Below are 18480 nucleotides of genomic sequence, written 5' to 3'. Positions count from 1 at the left end.
GTATTGTGCCGCTGGTGAACGCCAGACACCAAGCTCGAAACCATGTGGACGTTGGTGGTCTTGGCAGGCGCTGGGGTAGCCGCGGGTGCCGGTGCTCGGGCGATCGTCGACAGTTGGTTGCGACGACACGGTTATCGACCAGTCGTGGCTCTCTGTTGTGTGCCCCAGTGCGGTGTCGCCACAGGTTGGGTTGCCGTCGGCGCACTGAATACCTCGGTGGTGCAACTGATCTCAGGTCTTGCCGTGGTGTGGTGGTGCGTCGCAATCTCGACTGTCGACCTGGCCGTGCGACGGCTGCCCAACAGTTTCACGCTGCCCGGCTACGCAGTCGTGATGGTCTATGCGGCGGCGTCGGGAACGGTGTGGGTTGCTGCGGTGGGATCGGCACTGCTCGCCGGAATCCACCTCCTGGCGCACGTGATGTCGCCTGGTTCGATGGGTCTCGGCGATGTGAAGCTCTCTCTTCCGCTGGGCGCTCTGACCGGATTGGTGGGCGCTGACGCCTGGCTGTGGTCGTTGGTGTCTGCGTCGGTGCTCACCGCAACCCTGGGTGTCGTGATCGAACTGCGAAAACTGGGCCGGCGACAGTCGGGGCCGGTAGCCCACAATTCGCCCATCGCGCACGGTCCCTCGATGTGCCTGGCAGCCTGCGGTTCGATGGCGTTTGCCTGGTTGACGTGACGAGTGCAACATCCGCGGAAAACCTTGCGTTATTGACTATTCAACGACGGACCGTGATCTGCAGGAAAGACGTAACCGTCGGTTTCATAAAGGCGGGTATCGCAGGCGCGCAGTCCCAGCATGCGGCGAGTCGGACTTGCCGAATGTCCACTCCCTGACGTTGACTGAGGCTTCGGAAATGGGACAAAACGAATCTCGTTTCGCACTCGATTATCGGGGGAACCTATGCGCACAAGGCTTTTCGTCGCTGCGGCAGCCTGTTTGGCGGCTGTGGCTGCAGGGGCGGGCGTCGCCGGCGCCGCGCCTGCACCTTCGTCGGTGGCACTGGGCGGGGGCTCAGGAATCCTGCTGCCGGACGTGGATCATTCCGATCCGGAGCAAGTTGCTGCCTGCACATTGACCGCGGTCGGATACGACAACGCCGGCTCGCTCGTGGCACTCACCGCCGGACACTGCGGAGTTGTCGGGGACCGGGTGTTCGCCGAATACCTGCCCGAAGCGGGCCCCATCGGTCGGTTCTCCTACTCGAGTCCGGTCTCGGATATCGCGGTGATCGATCTCGACGACGCGAAGGTAGCCCCGCTACGTACCGTCGGCGGCACGACGATCAACGGAATCGGCGCTCCGCCTGCACCGGGCACGATCGTGTGCAAGGAAGGCCGTTCGACCGGCAACACGTGCGGTATCACCTGGGGCTACGACTCCGTCTACGGTGAAATTGTCGAGCACACGTGCTCGATTCCCGGAGACTCCGGTGGACCACTCGTCGTCGGCGATCGCCTGGTGGGCTTGATCAGCAACGGCTTCGAACCGTACTGCTTCGAGCCGCTCCCGCCGCCGTTCCATGCTCCCGACAACTCGGCGGACATCAACATCGGTTTGGCTGACATCAATGCCAACGGTGGAGGATTCCGCCTGTTCTAGACCCACAGGAACCTCTGAGATGGCCCACACGCATCGTGCGTGTGGGCCATCTGCGTTCACCCGGAGGGCCACTGTGACAACTGAGGTCTGCGACGTGGAAAGATGGTCGGCGTGCTGCGTTGGATAACTGCCGGAGAATCCCATGGTCCCGCCCTCGTCGCGATGCTCGAGGGCATGGTCGCGGGGGTCGAAGTGACCTCTGAGGCCATCTCGTCCGAACTTGCCCGTCGTCGACTCGGTTACGGCCGTGGCGCGCGGATGAAGTTCGAGGCCGACAAGGTCACCATCATCGGTGGTGTCCGCCACGGATTTACGCTCGGTGGCCCCGTGGCCATCGAAATCGGCAACACCGAGTGGCCCAAGTGGGAAACCATCATGTCCGCCGACCCGGTCGACCCGGACCTGCTCGCCGATCAGGCTCGCAATGCCCCGCTGACCCGCCCGCGTCCCGGTCACGCCGATTACAGCGGCATGCTCAAGTACGGCTTCAACGACGCGCGTCCCGTCCTCGAGCGCGCCAGCGCTCGCGAGACCGCAGCCCGTGTAGCCGCCGGAACAGTCGCACGGTCGTTCCTGCGTCAGGTATTCGGTGCCGAGGTCGTTTCACACGTTATTTCCATCGGTGCTTCCGAGCCGTACGTCGGGCCCGTGCCGGATGGCAAGGACCTGGACGCGATCGACGCGAGCCCGGTCCGCGCATTCGACAAGGCTGCCGAAGAGTCGATGATCGCCGAAATCGAATCGGCCAAGAAGGACGGCGACACCCTCGGTGGCGTCGTCGAGGTCGTCATCCACGGGCTGCCGGTCGGACTCGGCACCTTCGTCAGTGGCGCCGAGCGTCTCGATTCACGACTTGCCGCTGCCCTCATGGGAATTCAGGCCATCAAGGGCGTCGAGGTCGGTGACGGCTTCGAGACCGCGCGCCGTCGTGGCAGCGAGGCTCACGACGAAATCCGTCCGGGCCCCGACGGCATCGTGCGTTCCACGAACCGCGCAGGCGGTATCGAAGGTGGCATGACCAACGGTGAGGCTCTTCGAGTTCGCGCCGCGATGAAGCCGATCTCGACGGTTCCGCGCGCTCTGGCGACGGTCGACATGGAGAGCGGCGAAGAGGCCGTGGCCATCCACCAGCGCAGCGACGTGTGCGCGGTTCCGGCCGCCGGCGTCGTCGCCGAGTCGATGGTTGCACTTGTCGTCGCTCAGGCCGCACTCGAAAAGTTCGGTGGTGATTCCATTGCTGAAACCACTGCCAACTACCGTCGTTACGCCGAGGGCATCGCAGCCCGACCGCCTCGATAGGACTCACGTATCGATGAAGCCGAAGGCTGTACTCATCGGTCCGCCCGGCGCCGGCAAATCGACCATCGGTCGACGTCTCGCGCAGGCACTCGAACTCGAATTGGTCGATACCGACGCCGAGATCGAACGGACCACGGGTAGAACGATCCCGGAGATCTTCACCCACGACGGAGAGCCTCGGTTTCGTGAGATCGAGGAATCGGTGGTTCGCGACGCGTTGCAGGCCACCGACGGAATCGTCTCGCTCGGCGGTGGTGCGATCCTGTCCGATCGCACGCGCGAACTGCTCCAGGGCCACACGGTCATCTACCTGGAGATCAGTGTCGCCGAAGGGCTTCGCCGCACGGGGGCGAACAATCATCGTCCGCTGCTGGCCGGCGGAGATCCCAAGGTCAAGTACCAGGAGCTGATGAGGCGTCGTCGTCCGCTGTACCGGCGTTCGGCCACGATTCGGATTCGGACCGACGGCCGAAGCCCGGCGCGTGTCGTCGGGCAATTGGTGTCGAAACTTCAAGACAAATGAACAACCGGAGCGGAGTAGTGGAGCAGTGACCGAACCCGTACGTGTAGAGGTGAAGACCGCAAGTCCCTACCCGGTCGTGATCGGCCGCGGCCTGCTCGGTGACCTTGTCGCCGAGTTCGACGGCGCGCGCACTGTCGCGATCTTCCATCAGCCGCCGCTGGCGGAGACCGCGGAGGCTGTACGGGCTGCATTGGCGGAGAAGGGAATCGACGCTCACCGCATCGAAATCCCCGACGCCGAGGACGGTAAGGATCTTGCCGTCGCGGGCTTCTGCTGGGACGTGCTCGGCCGGATCGGCCTGACTCGCAGCGACGCGATCATGAGCTTGGGCGGGGGAGCGGCGACCGACCTCACCGGCTTCGTAGCGGCTACGTGGATGCGAGGTGTCAAGGTTGTTCACGTCCCCACCACTTTGCTCGCGATGGTCGACGCAGCAGTGGGCGGCAAGACCGGTATCAACACCGAAGCGGGCAAGAACCTCGTCGGTTCGTTCCACGAACCGGGAGCGGTGTTCATCGATCTCGCGACGCTCGAGACTGTGCCGCACAACGAGATCGTTGCAGGCATGGCCGAGGTCATCAAGACCGGATTCATCGCCGACCCGGTGATCCTGGACCTCATCGAAGCCGATCCCAAGGCTGCTCTCGATCCGTCGGGAACTGTTCTGCCCGAGCTGATTCGGCGCTCCGTCGAGGTCAAGGCCAAGGTCGTGGCCGCGGATCTGCGCGAGTCGGATCTGCGCGAAATCCTCAACTACGGCCACACCCTCGGCCACGCGATCGAACGTCGTGAGCGCTACAAGTGGCGCCACGGTGCCGCTGTCTCCGTCGGCCTGGTCTTCGCTGCCGAACTCGGACGGCTCGCGGGCCGACTCGACGACGCCACCGCCGATCGTCACAAGTCGATCCTCGATCTCGTCGGGCTGCCGACGTCGTACGACGGTGATGCGTTCGGCGATCTGATGAAGGGAATGCAGACCGACAAGAAGAACCGTGCCGGGCTGCTCCGTTTCGTGGTCCTCGACGGCCTCGCCAAGCCGGGCCGCCTCGAAGGGCCGGATCCGAGCCTGCTGGTCGCGGCATACTCCGCGATCGCCCGTGATCCTCGGCCGGCCGGCGGAACGGTCCTGCTGTGAGGATCAACGTCGTCAACGGACCCAATCTGGGGCGTCTGGGTAAGCGTCAGCCCGAGGTCTACGGCGCGACCACACACGACGATCTGATCGAATTGTGCGTCGCGGCAGGTAAGGACCTCGGCGTCGAGGTGATCGTCCGTCAGAGCGATCACGAAGGCGATCTGCTCGGTTGGATCCACGACGCGGCGGACGCGGGGGAACCGGTGATCCTCAATGCCGGTGGCTTGACGCACACGTCGGTGGTCCTGCGAGATGCATGCGCCGAACTGACCGCAGGTCTCGTCGAGGTGCACATCTCGAACGTTCATGCGCGAGAAGAGTTTCGGCACCATTCCTACCTGAGTCCGATTGCGACCGGCGTGATCGTCGGACTCGGCGTCGCCGCGTATCCGCTGGCGATCAGGTTCCTCGCCGAGCGAGGCTGAACGAGGGAAGTCGAAAAGCCGACCACACGAATGCGGCCCCGAGGAAAATTTCCTCGGGGCCGCATTCGGTTGTGTGGACGGCGGGCGTTACTGCTCGCGCTTGCCCAGATCGATCGCTGGGAAGACCGCGGTATCGGCGTCGGATTCCTCGACGGACATGGCGGCTCCGCTGTATGCGTGCTGCTCGGTGGGGGAGTCGTAGCCCTCGCTGACGGGCACCGGTTCGTGGTGACGCTCGTGGGACGGGGTCTGCGGAGCGGTTCCGTTCTTGCGCTGCTCACGACTGACGAAGAAACGTCCGACGGTGATGGCGATCATGGCAGGGACGAAGATGAGAAGGATCGTGAACGCCGCACCGGAGGTCACCTCGAAGAACAAGCCCTGCTGAGTGAGTTCGAGGGAGGGGACCAGGCTGAGTGCCCAGCTGGCAGCGCCGGCGACGAATCCGCCGACCAAAGCAGCTTTGAGCCACAGCATGGTCAGATCGGCGCCGTCCTCGGGTTCGGGGAAGTTTCGGCGGTCGCGAATGCCGTCGATACCACCCCAGATCGCGGCGAAGACGATGACGATCAACAGGGACAGCCAGCGCAGGGTGGACCCCTGAAGTGGCCACTGTGCGATTGCTGCACCGAGCAACGCACGAAACACAACATGTATCAGGGCCATGCCGAGGCCACGTACCAACCACGCATTCATGGGTACAGCCTAACTAGAACCCATTACACCTTGTGGCCTAACCCACACTTATTGCTGTAACCGTGAGTTTCGAGTTGATCGGCAGGTCTGCCAGGGCGGTAGGTTCGAGGGATGCCGGTCGACTTCAGAACACGCCGTGAATCCCTCAGACGCCTCCTCGCGGAGCGCGAACTCGACGCGATTCTCGTCACAGATCTCCTCAACATCAGGTACCTCACCGGTTTCACCGGTTCCAATGCTGCGCTCGTCGTCAGTGCGTCCGATTCGGCATCCGACGAACGCGCGACGGTGATCTGCACCGACGGTCGTTACGTGACGCAGGTGGCGGAGCAGGTTCCGGACCTGCGCGCTGAAATCGCCCGTTCGAGTGCTGCGCACTTGATCGAGAAGTCGACGATGCCCGTTCTCGCGTTCGAGTCACACGTCGCGACGTTCGCCGAACATCGCGCATGGACCGAGGCAGCACCGAAGATCCGGTTCGAACCGGTGAGTGGACTCGTCGAACAGTTGCGCATGGTCAAGGACGTGCACGAGGTGGAGTTGTTGCGCGCCGCATGCACTTCAGCCGATGTCGCGTTGGCGCAGTTGATCGCTCGCGGCGGTCTGCGACCTGGCCGAACCGAACGAGAGGTCGGTCGTGAACTGGAAAACCTGATGCTCGACAACGGCGCAGACGGTATTTCCTTCGAGACGATCGTGGCGGCAGGCGTCAACTCGGCGATTCCGCATCACCGACCGACCGACGCGATCCTGGCGTCGGGTGACTTCGTGAAACTCGACTTCGGCGCACAGGTCGGTGGGTACCACTCGGACATGACCCGGACGTACGTGCTCGAGTCCGTTTCCGATTGGCAACGGGAGATTTACGAACTCGTCGCGCGGTCACAAGCTGCCGGTTGCGATGCCCTCGCTCCGGGTGTCGAATGTGCGGCCGTGGACGCCGCCGCCCGTTCGGTGATCGACGATGCAGGCTACGGCGAGTTGTTCCTGCACGGCCTCGGCCACGGTGTCGGCCTCGAAATCCACGAAGCACCGGGAATCGGCAAGCTCGGCACCGGTACACTTCTTTCCGGCGCGGCGGTGACCGTCGAGCCGGGCGTGTACTTCTCCGGGCGCGGAGGTGTACGGATCGAGGACACGCTCGTTGTTCGTGAGCAGGGGCCAGAGCTGCTCACACTGACCGCAAAAGACCTTACCGTCGTCTGAGACGGTTTCCCGACCCCTAGGAGACGCGAAGCAAGTGGCTTCCACCAGTGATTTCAAGAATGGTCTGGTTCTGCAGATCGAAGGCCAGCTGTGGACGATCATCGAGTTCCAGCATGTCAAGCCCGGCAAGGGCCCTGCCTTCGTGCGCACCAAGCTCAAGAACGTGCTCTCGGGCAAGGTAGTGGACAAGACGTTCAACGCCGGTGTGAAGGTCGAGACCGCCACGGTCGACCGTCGTGACATGACCTACCTGTACCACGACGGCAGCGACTACATCTTCATGGACGGCGACACCTACGACCAGGTGTCGATCAGTGAATCCACCGTCGGCGACCAGTCGCGTTTCCTGCTCGAGAACATGGCCGTCCAGGTCGCGACCCACGAAGACGTTCCCCTCTTCGTCGAGCTTCCGGTCACGGTCGAGCTCGTCGTCAAGCACACCGATCCGGGCCTGCAGGGCGACCGCTCCACCGGCGGCACCAAGCCTGCCACCCTCGAGACCGGTGCCGAGATCAACGTGCCGCTCTTCATCAACACCGGTGACAAGCTCAAGGTCGATTCCCGTGACGGCAACTACCTCGGGCGTGTGAATTCCTGAGTGTCCGGCACACATAAGAAACTCGGTGCACGCCACAAGGCGCGCAAGCGTGCCGTCGACTTCCTCTTCGAAGCCGAGGCACGTGACCTCGATCCGGTCGCGCTCGCATCGGAGCGTTCCGATCTGTCCGTCAAGGACGACGCGGTAGCACCCGTCGCGGCCTACACCGTCACGTTGGTGTCCGGCGTTGCGGAGAACCTGGACCGGATCGATCAGGTCATCTCCTCGCATCTGCAGGATTGGACGCTCGAGCGTCTGCCCGCCGTCGACCGTGCGATTCTGCGTATCGCCGTGTGGGAGCTCTTCCATGCGACGGACGTTCCGCCGGTTGTCGCCGTGGACGAGGCCGTCGAACTCGCGAAGCAGCTCTCGACGGACGACTCTCCGGGATTCGTCAACGGAATCCTCGGTCAGGTCGTTCTCGTTGCGCCGCAGGTTCGATCGGCTGCAGCTGCGACCTCGCAGCGCGCGCAGGAATCGGATTCGGGTACCGAGTAGCAAGTTCTGTTCCACCACCGCCGTGCGAGTGTCACCGTGCGCGTTGTGTGTCTGCACACAACCGGTCTCAGTCGCTGCTCGCACGGCGGGATCAGGTCTGTCGGCTGATAGGGTGGGGACCGTCAGACATCCTTTAACGATCCGTCCAGTGAGGCGGAGAAGGAGGTCGCTGTATGAGCGTGCCCGAAGGGTCTCGCCCATCCGATCTTGCAGGTCCAGGCAGCGCCAAGGCATCCGCTGGTGCCGAGGCAAGTAGTGAGACCCGTGAATTGTTGTCCGCCCAGGATGTGGGCCGGACCATCGCGCGGATCGCTCACGAGATCATCGAGAAAACCGCGCTCGACGGACCCGAGGGAACAGCCCCTCGTGTGGTCCTGATCGGCATCCCGACGCGCGGAACCACCCTCGCCACGCGACTGCGCGCCAAGATCGAAGAATTCTCCGGTGTGCGTCTTCCCATCGGATCTCTCGACATCACGCTCTACCGTGATGATCTCCGCACCAAGCCGCATCGCCCGCTCGAGCGCACGTCCGTCCCCGAAGGTGGCGTCGACAATGCTCTGGTCGTCCTGGTGGACGATGTCCTCTTCTCCGGTCGCACCGTGCGCTCCGCCCTCGATGCGTTGCGCGATCTCGGTCGCCCCCGGGCCGTCCAACTCGCAGTGCTGGTCGATCGCGGTCATCGCGAACTGCCGCTGCGCGCCGACTACGTCGGCAAGAACGTCCCGACCGCGAGGTCAGAAGACGTCAAGGTTCTCCTCCAGGAACACGACGGCAGGGAAGCGGTAGTCATCTCCGGAGGTAAGAGCGCGTGAAGCACCTTCTTTCCATCGCGGACCTCGATCGTGAGTCCGCGGTAGAACTTCTCGACGAGGCAGAACGCTTCGAGCAGGCGCTGCTGGGCCGCGAAGTACGCAAACTCCCGACGCTGCGCGGACGCACGGTCATGACGGTGTTCTTCGAGAACTCGACGCGCACCCGGGTGTCCTTCGAGGTGGCCGGTAAGTGGATGAGCGCGGACGTCATCAACGTCAGCGCATCGAGTTCCTCGGTGTCCAAGGGCGAATCCCTGCGCGATACCGCGATGACCCTGCGCGCGGCCGGTGCCGACGCTCTCATCGTGCGGCATCCGGCTTCGGGTGCCGCCCATCAGATCGCCAAGTGGACCGGAGCGGCCGACGACGGTGGCCCGGCAGTCATCAACGCAGGTGACGGCACGCATGAGCATCCCACTCAGGCGCTTCTCGACGCTTTGACCCTTCGCCAGCGCCTCGGCGACATCGAGGGCAAGCGGATCGCGATCGTCGGCGACATTCTGCACAGCCGTGTGGCCCGGTCCAACGCGCTGCTGCTCTCGATGCTCGGCGCAGAGGTCGTCTTGGTGGCGCCTCCGACACTGCTGCCGGTCGGCGCGCACACGTGGCCGGTCACGGTCTCGCATTCGCTCGACGCCGAACTGCCCGGACTCGACGCGGTGCTGATGCTGCGGGTCCAGGCCGAACGCATGAACGGCGGCTTCTTCCCTTCGCAGCGCGAGTACTCGATCAACTACGGCCTGTCCGAGAAGCGACTGGCGATGCTGGCCGATCACGCGGTGGTCTTGCACCCCGGTCCGATGCTGCGCGGCATGGAGATCGCATCCGCCGTCGCTGATTCCTCGAAAACTGCTGTACTGCAACAGGTTACCAACGGCGTACACATGCGCATGGCTGTCTTGTTCCGACTGCTGGTCGGGTCGGAGGACGGTGCGCTGTGACCAGAAACGAGAACGGAGAATCACCCGTGAGTGTCCTGCTCCGCGGAGTCCTGATCTACGGAGAAGGTGAGCCCACCGACGTCCTCGTCGGCGACGGCACGATCCTCGAGATCGGCGTGGACCTCGATCCGGCCACGGCATCCGAGGTGATCGATGCCGGCGGGCAGATCCTGCTTCCCGGCTTCGTGGACCTGCACACCCATCTACGTGAGCCTGGTCGCGAAGACACCGAGACCATCGAAACCGGAAGCTCCGCGGCCGCTCTGGGTGGATACACCGCGGTCTTCGCGATGGCGAACACGAGCCCCGTCGCCGATTCGGTGGTCATCACCGATCACGTCTGGCGACGCGGACAGGAAGTCGGCCTCGTCGACGTCCACCCCGTCGGCGCAGTCACCGCAGGCCTGGAAGGCAAGCAGCTCGCCGAGATGGCGACCATGGCGGCAGGCGTCGGCAAGGTCAAGATGTTCTCCGACGACGGTCACTGCGTCTACGACCCACTGATCATGCGTCGCGCGCTCGAATACTCCAGCTCGTTGGGCGTCCTGATCGCGCAGCACGCGGAAGAACCGCGTTTGACGGTCGGTGCGGTCGCCCACGAGGGTCCCACGGCCGCGCGTCTCGGACTGGCCGGTTGGCCGCGAGCAGCCGAAGAATCGATCGTGGCCCGTGACGCACTGCTCGCGCGTGACGCCGGCGCCCGCGTTCACATCTGCCACGCATCCACCGCCGGAACCGTCGAACTCGTGAAGTGGGCTCGCAGCCAAGGGATTTCGATCACCGCCGAGGTCACCCCGCATCACCTGCTCCTCGATGATTCACGTCTCGAGACGTACGACGCCATCAACAAGGTCAACCCGCCGTTGCGTGAGGCCAGCGATGTTGCTGCCCTGCGCAAGGGTCTGGCCGAGGGCATCATCGACTGCGTGGCCACCGATCACGCTCCGCACGCCGAGCAGGACAAGTGCTGCGAATTCGCGGCCGCCCGCCCCGGAATGCTCGGCCTCGAGACCGCGCTCTCGATCATCGTGCAGACGATGGTCCAGCCCGGCCTGTTGGACTGGCGCGGTGTTGCGCGGGTCATGAGCGAGCGCCCGGCGGCGATCGTCGGACTCGACGACCAAGGCCGTCCCATCGAGGTGGGGGAGCCCGCCAACCTGACATTGGTCGATCCGTCGGCCGAGTGGACGGTCCACGGACCCGACCTGGCGAGTGTCGCGCATAACACTCCGTACGAGTCGATGACATTGCCCGCACGGGTCACGACCACACTGTTACGTGGCCGCATCACCGCACACGACGGGAATGTGCGGCTGCGGAGTAGCGAGGAGTAGCGCGTCATGGACAGAGCACTGTGGATCATCGGTCTGGCGATCTTCTGGGTCGCAATGATCGGCCTGATGTACGTCGGCTGGCGTGGACGCGCTCGACGCCAGAAAGACAAGATCGGCGAACTGCCGACGGTACCGGCAACCCTGGGTGAACTGCTCGTCCTGCCGACCACCGGCCTGTACGTCGGTAGCACCATCGCACCCAGTTGGCAGGACCGCATCGCCGTCGGCGACCTCGGTTTCCGCGCCACCTGCGAGATCAGCCGCTACAGCGGCGGAATTCTGGTCGAGCGTGACGGTGCGTCGGCCATCTGGATTCCGGAGAAGTCGATCCGTGCGATCCGCACGGAGAACGGTCTTGCCGGCAAGGTCATGAGCAAGGACGGCGTCCTGGTGATTCGCTGGGAATTGCCGAGCGGAACCGAGATCGACACGGGCGTGCGCGGTGACGACAAGACGGTTTATCCGGACTGGGTCAAGCCGGTAACTGCTTCGAACAAGACTGCTTCGAACAAGACTGCCTCGAACAAGACGAATGACAACGAAGACGCAAGCTCTGGCGACATCGAGCAGAACGGAAAGAACGCATGAGCGGCTTTGGCAACAGCCCCGCAGTACTGGTCCTCGAAGACGGACGGGTGTTCCGCGGAACCACCTTCGGTGCGGTTGGACAGACCCTGGGCGAAGCGGTGTTCAGCACCGGCATGACCGGCTACCAGGAAACGCTCACCGATCCCAGCTACCACCGCCAGATCGTGGTCTCCACCGCGCCGCAGATCGGCAACACCGGCTGGAACGACGAAGACGACGAGTCAGTCGGACCGACCGGCGAGAGTGCCGGTGCCAAGATCTGGGTTGCGGGGTACGTCGTTCGTGACCCCTCGCGCGTCACCTCGAGCTGGCGTGCAACCGGTTCGCTGCAGGCCAAGCTCGAAGAGCAGGGCATCGTCGGAATCGCCGGGATCGACACTCGTGCCCTGGTTCGCCACCTGCGTACTCGCGGTTCGATGAAGGCAGGCGTCTTCTCCGGTGAAGCCATCGCCGCCGATGACGAACTGGTCCGACGGGTTCAGGATCAGCCGACCATGCTCGGCGCCGATCTTGCCGGTGAAGTCAGCACCACCAGCGGCTACGTCGTCGAGCCGAAGGGCGGGGAGGCGCTGTACACGGTTGCCGCGATCGACCTCGGTATCAAGACCAACACCCCGCGCATGTTCGCCGAGCGCGGTATCCGCGTCCACGTGTTGCCGTCCAACGCGAGCCTCGAACAGATCCTCGACCTGAAGGCCGACGGAGTGTTCCTCTCCAACGGCCCGGGCGACCCGGCCACCGCCGACGGCGCAGTGCACCTGACAAAAGAGGTCATCGGACAGGGCTTGCCGCTGTTCGGTATCTGCTTCGGCAACCAGATCCTGGGCCGCGCCCTCGGCCTGAGCACGTACAAGATGAAGTTCGGCCACCGCGGCATCAACATCCCGGTGATCGAGCATCAGACGGGTCGCATCGCGATCACCGCGCAGAACCACGGCTTCGCACTCGAAGGTGAAGCCGGCCAGGAATTCGACACCCCGTTCGGTCGCGCCGTGGTAAGCCACACCTGCGCCAATGACGGAGCCGTCGAAGGTGTTCGCCTGCTCGACGATTCGGCCTTCTCGGTGCAGTACCACCCGGAGGCGGCAGCCGGCCCGCACGACGCTGCGTACCTCTTCGACCGCTTCACCAGCCTGCTCTCCGCACGGAAAGAAACCGGAGTCAAGAACTAATGCCACGCCGTACAGATCTCAAGCACATCCTGGTAATCGGCTCCGGTCCGATCGTCATCGGTCAGGCCTGTGAGTTCGACTACTCGGGCACCCAGGCTTGCCGCGTCCTCCAGGAGGAGGGACTGCGCGTCAGCCTGGTCAACTCCAACCCGGCCACCATCATGACGGACCCGGAGTTCGCCGACGCCACGTACGTCGAGCCGATCACGGCCGAGTTCCTCGAGAAGGTCATCGCCAAGGAAGCGTTGCAGGGCAACAAGATCGACGCCGTCCTCGCGACGCTCGGCGGTCAGACCGCTCTCAACGCCGCTGTGGCGCTGCACGAGCAGGGCATCCTCGAGAAGTACGACGTCGAGCTGATCGGCGCCGACTTCGACGCCATCCAGCGCGGCGAGGATCGCCAGAAGTTCAAGGACATCGTCGCCAAGGTCGGTGGCGAATCCGCGAAGTCCGCAGTTTGCTACACGATGGACGAAGTACACGCCACGGTCGCCGAACTCGGTTACCCGGTCGTCGTGCGTCCGTCCTTCACCATGGGCGGCCTCGGTTCCGGCATGGCGTACGACGTCGACGATCTCAACCGCATCGCCGGTGGCGGTCTGGCCGCGTCGCCGACGGCGAACGTCCTGATCGAGGAATCCATCCTCGGCTGGAAGGAATACGAACTCGAGCTGATGCGCGACAGTCGCGACAACGTCGTGATCGTCTGCTCCATCGAGAACGTCGACCCGGTCGGTGTCCACACCGGAGACTCGGTCACCGTTGCTCCGGCGATGACGCTGACCGACCGCGAGTACCAGGCGATGCGCGACCTCTCCATCGACATTCTGCGTGAGGTGGGCGTCGACACCGGCGGCTGCAACATCCAGTTCGCGATGGACCCGGCCGACGGCCGCCTGGTTGTCATCGAGATGAACCCGCGCGTTTCCCGCTCGTCGGCGCTGGCGTCGAAGGCGACCGGTTACCCGATCGCCAAGATGGCCGCCAAGCTTGCCATCGGCTACACGCTCGACGAGATCGTCAACGACATCACCAAGGAAACCCCGGCTTGCTTCGAGCCGACACTCGACTACGTCGTCGTCAAGGCTCCGCGGTTCGCTTTCGAGAAGTTCCCCGGTGCCGACGGAACCCTGACCACCACGATGAAGTCGGTAGGCGAGGCCATGAGCATCGGCCGCAACTTCACCGAGGCTTTCGGCAAGGTCATGCGTTCACTCGAGACCAAGCGTGCGGGTTACTGGACCGGCGCCGACATCGAGACGGAGAGCCTGGACGCCCTGCTCGCCGATCTGAGCGTTCCGCAGGACGGCCGCATGTACGGCATCGAGAAGGCATTCGCCCTCGGCGCAACTGTCGAGCAGCTCTTCGACGCCACCAAGATCGATCCGTGGTTCCTCGACCAGTTCCAGCAGATTCACGAGCTCGGTGAAAAGCTTCGCGCTGCAGAGTCTTTCGACGAGGCTGCCCTGCGTCAGGCCAAGTACCACGGCATCTCGGACCGCCAGATCGCGGCTCTGCGCCCCGAACTCGGTGGTGACACGCACGCAGGTGAGGACGCCGTTCGCGCTCTGCGTGATCAGCTGGGCGTGCGCCCCGTCTACAAGACCGTCGACACCTGCGCCGCAGAGTTCGAGGCCAAGACGCCGTACCACTACTCGACCTACGAGCTTGATCCCGAGGCCGAGTCCGAAGTTGCTCCGCAGACCGAGCGACCCAAGGTTCTGATCCTCGGATCCGGCCCCAACCGCATCGGCCAGGGCATCGAGTTCGACTACTCGTGTGTCCACGCTGCCCAGACGCTGTCCGAGGCCGGGTACGAGACCGTCATGGTCAACTGCAACCCCGAGACCGTCTCCACGGACTACGACACCGCTGATCGCCTGTACTTCGAGCCGCTGACATTCGAGGACGTCTTCGAGGTCTACCGCGCGGAGGCGCAGTCGGGCACCGTTGCCGGCGTCATCGTCCAGCTCGGCGGCCAGACCCCGCTCGGATTGGCGAAGCGCCTCGAAGCTGCCGGCGTTCCCATCGTGGGAACCAGCCCCGCAGCCATCGACCTGGCGGAGGACCGCGGCGAATTCGGTCGCGTGCTCACCGAAGCCGGTCTGCCTGCACCGAAGTTCGGTACCGCCACCACGTTCGACGGCGCCCGCGAGATCGCAGCAGGCATCGGCTACCCGGTGCTGGTGCGTCCGTCGTACGTGCTCGGTGGACGCGGCATGGAGATCGTCTACGACGAGGCTTCACTCGCCGACTACATCTCGCGTGCCACGGAGATCTCCGACGATCGTCCGGTCCTGGTCGACCGCTTCCTCGAAGACGCGGTCGAGATCGACGTCGACGCTCTGTGCGACGGCACCGAGGTGTATCTCGGCGGCGTCATGGAGCACATCGAGGAAGCCGGCATTCACTCCGGTGACTCGGCGTGTGCGCTCCCGCCGATCACTCTGGGCCGTGCGGACCTCGAGAACGTCCGCCGCTCCACCGAGGCTCTCGCAAAGGGCATCGGCGTCAAGGGTCTGCTCAACGTCCAGTACGCACTCAAGGACGACATCCTCTACGTGCTGGAAGCAAATCCCCGCGCCAGCCGTACGGTTCCGTTCGTGTCCAAGGCGACGGCCGTCCAGCTGGCCAAGGCATGCGCCCGCGTCATGCTCGGCGAATCCATCGCCGACCTGCGCGCAAGCGGCATCCTGCCGGCGACCGGCGACGGTGGAAACACCCCGGCCGGTGCACCGATCGCGGTCAAGGAAGCTGTGTTGCCGTTCAACCGCTTCCGTCGCGCCGACGGTACCGGCGTGGATACCTTGCTCAGCCCGGAAATGAAGTCCACCGGTGAAGTCATGGGTATCGACTTCGACTTCGGTACGGCTTTCGCCAAGTCGCAGACGGCCGCCTACGGGTCGTTGCCCACCACAGGCGCGGTGTTCGTCTCGGTCGCCAACAAGGACAAGCGTTCGCTGATCTTCCCGGTCAAGCGCCTGGCAGATCTCGGATTCACCATCCTTGCCACCGAAGGAACCGCAGATGTGTTGCGGCGCAACGGTATCGAGTGCAAGCAGGTGTACAAGCAGTCGGGTGAGGATGTTCCGGCCGGTGCCGAGACCATCGTCGACCAGATCCGCAGCGGCGAGGTCGCCATGGTCATCAACACCCCGTACGGCAACAACGGTCCGCGTGTCGACGGCTACGAGATCCGAAGCGCAGCAGTCGCGTCGAACATCCCGTGCATCACGACGGTCCAGGGCGCCTCGGCCGCCGTGCAGGGCATCGAAGCGGCCATCCGCGGCGACATCGGAGTTCACTCCCTGCAGGAACTGCACGCAGGTCTTCGTCAGCCGGCACAGCAGTCGTGAGTCACAGTTGGGGGCATCGTCTCCGGTCCGCGATCGCGGACCGGGGGCGGCTGTGCGTCGGTATCGACCCGCATCCCGCGCTTCTCGACGCGTGGGGACTGCCACGTACCGCCGAAGGTCTGGAGACTTTCGCCGAGATCTGCGTCGAGGCCTTCACCGGTGAGGTTGGACTCGTCAAACCTCAGGTTGCGTTCTTCGAGGCGTACGGAAGCGCCGGCTTCGCCGTGTTGGAGCGGACCATCTCGGTTCTTCGCGATGCTGGAACGCTTGTCGTCGCGGACGCCAAGCGCGGTGACATCGGTTCGACGATGGACGCGTACGCGCAAGCCTGGTTGGGTGATTCGCCGTTGGCCTCCGACTCGGTCACCGTTTCGCCGTACCTGGGATTCGGGGCGTTGGCTCCGACACTCGAACTGGCAAGGCAGAACGCACGCGGGATCTTCGTGCTGGCACGAACCTCCAATCAGGAAGGCGGCGTACTTCAACAGTCGTCGGCTGACGGTGTGAGCGTGGCTCAGTCGATCGTCAACGCTGCGGTCGATGCGAACTCCGACGGCCGTGACACCGTCGGACTGGTGGTCGGTGCAACTCGGGACCACGGTCTGGACCTGTCGCAGTTCAACGGCCCGATTCTCGCTCCGGGGCTCGGCGCGCAGGGTGCGACGGCAGCGGATCTCGCAGACATCTTCGCGGGATCGACCGAACTCCTGCTGCCGAACACTTCCCGTGGGGTGCTCAAGCATGGTCCTTCGGTATCGGCACTTCGGGAGGCAGCAATGCGTGACCGAGACGAGATCGAAGCCGCATTGGCGCACTGATCCGTGAGTGACCTCGAGGCTCGTTCGAGCGGTGGAACCCGGTGGTACCGTCCGTCGGTGAATCGTTGGTGGCAGATCGGACTTCTCGTCGCGGCGTGCGCGCTGCTCGCCTCCGGGTTCCAATCCGTCACCGGCGTACACGGCGACGATCTCGCCGTGTACCGGACGGCGGGTCAAGCCGTCCTCGACGGCTCGAACCTGTACGACGAGTCGTTCAACGCGAGACTGCCGTTCACTTATCCGCCCTTCGCTGCGCTCGTCGCCGTTCCGGTCGCCTTGGGTTCCTGGGGTGCGGTCCAGTGGGGATGGAGTTTCGTCAGCCTCCTGATGCTGGCCGCGATCATCGTGCTCAGCTATCGCGAAGTCCCGTTCACACGTAGGCGGCCCGTCGTCGTCTACGTAGGTTTCCTGGTCCTGTGGACGGCGGCATCGCCGATCTCCGATCACCTCGGGTACGGGCAGGTCGGGTTGTTCCTGACACTCCTGTGCCTGATCGACGTGCTGGCTCGACCACGGTGGATTCCCGAGGGTGTGCTGGTGGGGATCGCCGGGGCCGTCAAACTGGTGCCTCTCGTCTACATCGGTTACTACGTGATCACCGGGCGTTGGAAAGCAGTTGCGGGCGGCCTCGCCGGCTTCCTCGGCGCCTCGGCACTCGGCTTTGCCGTTCTCCCGCGCCAGACGATCGACTACTTCGGTGACATCGCCTCACTCTCGGGGCGCGTCGCGGTCGGTGACCCGTCCGTGTTCGGTAACCAGTCCGTGCGTGGAATGGCCTTACGGCTACTCCCCGAGGGCCTGGTGGGTCCGGCATGGCTCGTCGCCTGTGCAGTGTTGGGTGTCCTCGGAATTGTCGCGACGCGGCGCGCTCAGCGCCTGCGAGGTGATCTTGCCGGTTTCACGGTGGTGGCTCTGCTGGCGGCAATCGTGACTCCCATTGCCTGGACCCACCACTTCGTGTGGTTGGTGCCGGCGGTGGGTGTGCTCCTCGTTCCGATCAAGTCGGGCGTGGGGGAGGACACCCGATCGGTACCCGCGTGGTCCTGGATCGCGATCGGCCTCACCGCCGCGGTCGTGCTGTTTCGGCTTCCTCGGGTCGGCGCGGACATGGATATCCCGGTCGTCGGCTTCGTCCTGGAGAATTCATTGCTCTGGGCGAGCCTCGCGGTAGTACTCGCTCTGGCCGCCCCCGGCGTGAGCCGCACCGAACCGGACACGGTCGATGCCGACGATCCGAAATCGTCGCTGCCGACCTGAAAACAGGCCGCGACACGCGCATGGGCGTCGAAAATGCTCGAAATTTTTGGATGTGTCGGCGACCACGTTCATTCCCGCAGGTAACGATTTCGCACACACGCATGGGGACGTCGCACCCGATGTATCGAAATGCTTTGTGTTACAGTCTATTTCGGTACTGTACGCACGTTCGTGTTGCGTCGAATCCGTCTCGATCCAGCCGAAAACGGCGATG

18 protein-coding genes are annotated in these 18480 nt (G+C 64.2%); 17 read left to right on the top strand and 1 reads right to left on the bottom strand.

The features are described from left to right. Positions 1-42: 42 nt before the first annotated feature. From ABX74_RS05060 to aroQ, 6 genes are all read left to right on the top strand, one after another. Positions 43-681: a prepilin peptidase gene (locus ABX74_RS05060; RefSeq protein WP_047888355.1), complete on the top strand. Its 639-nt coding sequence runs from the start codon at positions 43-45 to the stop codon at positions 679-681. A 225-nt stretch (positions 682-906) separates the two neighbouring features. Beyond that, positions 907-1605: a S1 family peptidase gene (locus ABX74_RS05055; RefSeq protein WP_020907692.1), complete on the top strand. Its 699-nt coding sequence runs from the start codon at positions 907-909 to the stop codon at positions 1603-1605. Positions 1606-1716: 111 nt separating this feature from the next. Further along, complete coding sequence (gene aroC, locus ABX74_RS05050) at positions 1717-2904, top strand: chorismate synthase (RefSeq protein WP_024487252.1); 1188 nt, start codon at positions 1717-1719, stop codon at positions 2902-2904. Positions 2905-2917: 13 nt separating this feature from the next. Next, positions 2918-3427, top strand: coding sequence for a shikimate kinase (locus ABX74_RS05045; protein WP_020907693.1), 510 nt, complete (start codon positions 2918-2920; stop codon positions 3425-3427). Between the two features lie 25 nt (positions 3428-3452). Next, a complete protein-coding gene (aroB, locus tag ABX74_RS05040) occupies positions 3453-4562 on the top strand; it encodes a 3-dehydroquinate synthase (protein WP_020907694.1) in 1110 nt (369 codons plus the stop codon). Beyond that, positions 4559-4987, top strand: coding sequence for a type II 3-dehydroquinate dehydratase (gene aroQ, locus ABX74_RS05035; RefSeq protein ID WP_020907695.1), 429 nt, complete (start codon positions 4559-4561; stop codon positions 4985-4987). Before aroB ends, aroQ begins: the two co-directional genes overlap by 4 nt. 87 nt (positions 4988-5074) lie before the next feature. On the opposite strand, the gene ABX74_RS05030 is transcribed toward aroQ, so the two are convergent. Next, positions 5075-5683 carry a B-4DMT family transporter gene (locus ABX74_RS05030; protein ID WP_019748369.1) on the bottom strand — a complete coding sequence of 203 codons (609 nt, stop codon included), beginning with the start codon at positions 5681-5683 and terminating at the stop codon, positions 5075-5077. 111 nt (positions 5684-5794) lie between these two features. Between ABX74_RS05030 and ABX74_RS05025 the strand changes: the two genes are divergently transcribed. The 11 genes from ABX74_RS05025 to ABX74_RS04975 all read left to right on the top strand — a co-directional run bounded on the left by ABX74_RS05025 (position 5795) and on the right by ABX74_RS04975 (position 18266). Then, positions 5795-6889, top strand: a complete 1095-nt coding sequence (locus ABX74_RS05025) for a M24 family metallopeptidase (RefSeq protein ID WP_047888354.1) — start codon at positions 5795-5797, stop codon at positions 6887-6889. A gap of 34 nt (positions 6890-6923) precedes the next feature. After that, positions 6924-7487: an elongation factor P gene (gene efp / locus ABX74_RS05020; RefSeq protein WP_003944958.1), complete on the top strand. Its 564-nt coding sequence runs from the start codon at positions 6924-6926 to the stop codon at positions 7485-7487. After that, a complete protein-coding gene (nusB, locus tag ABX74_RS05015; RefSeq protein WP_007728014.1) occupies positions 7488-7985 on the top strand; it encodes a transcription antitermination factor NusB in 498 nt (165 codons plus the stop codon). It begins immediately after the preceding gene. Between the two features lie 173 nt (positions 7986-8158). Next, a complete protein-coding gene (gene pyrR / locus ABX74_RS05010) occupies positions 8159-8800 on the top strand; it encodes a bifunctional pyr operon transcriptional regulator/uracil phosphoribosyltransferase PyrR (RefSeq protein WP_020907698.1) in 642 nt (213 codons plus the stop codon). Beyond that, positions 8797-9741 (top strand): aspartate carbamoyltransferase catalytic subunit, encoded by a 945-nt coding sequence (locus ABX74_RS05005; RefSeq protein WP_003944883.1) that lies wholly within the window; start codon positions 8797-8799, stop codon positions 9739-9741. The genes pyrR and ABX74_RS05005 overlap by 4 nt, the downstream gene beginning before the upstream one ends. Continuing rightward, on the top strand, positions 9738-11075 hold the full coding sequence (locus tag ABX74_RS05000) for a dihydroorotase (RefSeq protein ID WP_007728012.1): 1338 nt from the start codon (positions 9738-9740) through the stop codon (positions 11073-11075). The genes ABX74_RS05005 and ABX74_RS05000 overlap by 4 nt, the downstream gene beginning before the upstream one ends. A gap of 6 nt (positions 11076-11081) precedes the next feature. Continuing rightward, entirely contained in the window at positions 11082-11663 is a 582-nt protein-coding gene (locus tag ABX74_RS04995) for a hypothetical protein (RefSeq protein WP_020907699.1), read from the top strand. Next, complete coding sequence (gene carA, locus ABX74_RS04990) at positions 11660-12835, top strand: glutamine-hydrolyzing carbamoyl-phosphate synthase small subunit (RefSeq protein ID WP_003944927.1); 1176 nt, start codon at positions 11660-11662, stop codon at positions 12833-12835. Before ABX74_RS04995 ends, carA begins: the two co-directional genes overlap by 4 nt. Beyond that, on the top strand, positions 12835-16191 hold the full coding sequence (carB, locus tag ABX74_RS04985) for a carbamoyl-phosphate synthase large subunit (RefSeq protein ID WP_047888353.1): 3357 nt from the start codon (positions 12835-12837) through the stop codon (positions 16189-16191). Before carA ends, carB begins: the two co-directional genes overlap by 1 nt. Then, complete coding sequence (gene pyrF / locus ABX74_RS04980; RefSeq protein ID WP_047888352.1) at positions 16188-17009, top strand: orotidine-5'-phosphate decarboxylase; 822 nt, start codon at positions 16188-16190, stop codon at positions 17007-17009. The genes carB and pyrF overlap by 4 nt, the downstream gene beginning before the upstream one ends. 57 nt (positions 17010-17066) lie before the next feature. After that, a complete protein-coding gene (locus tag ABX74_RS04975) occupies positions 17067-18266 on the top strand; it encodes a glycosyltransferase 87 family protein (RefSeq protein WP_223257832.1) in 1200 nt (399 codons plus the stop codon). The last annotated feature ends 214 nt before the right edge of the window (positions 18267-18480 follow it).

This window comes from Rhodococcus sp. ARP2, assembly GCF_001029585.1.
Taxonomy (GTDB): Bacteria; Actinomycetota; Actinomycetes; order Mycobacteriales; family Mycobacteriaceae; genus Rhodococcus_F; species Rhodococcus_F erythropolis.
The sequence above is the reverse complement of the archived record's forward strand: the minus strand, read 5'-3'. Positions and strand labels throughout refer to the sequence as shown.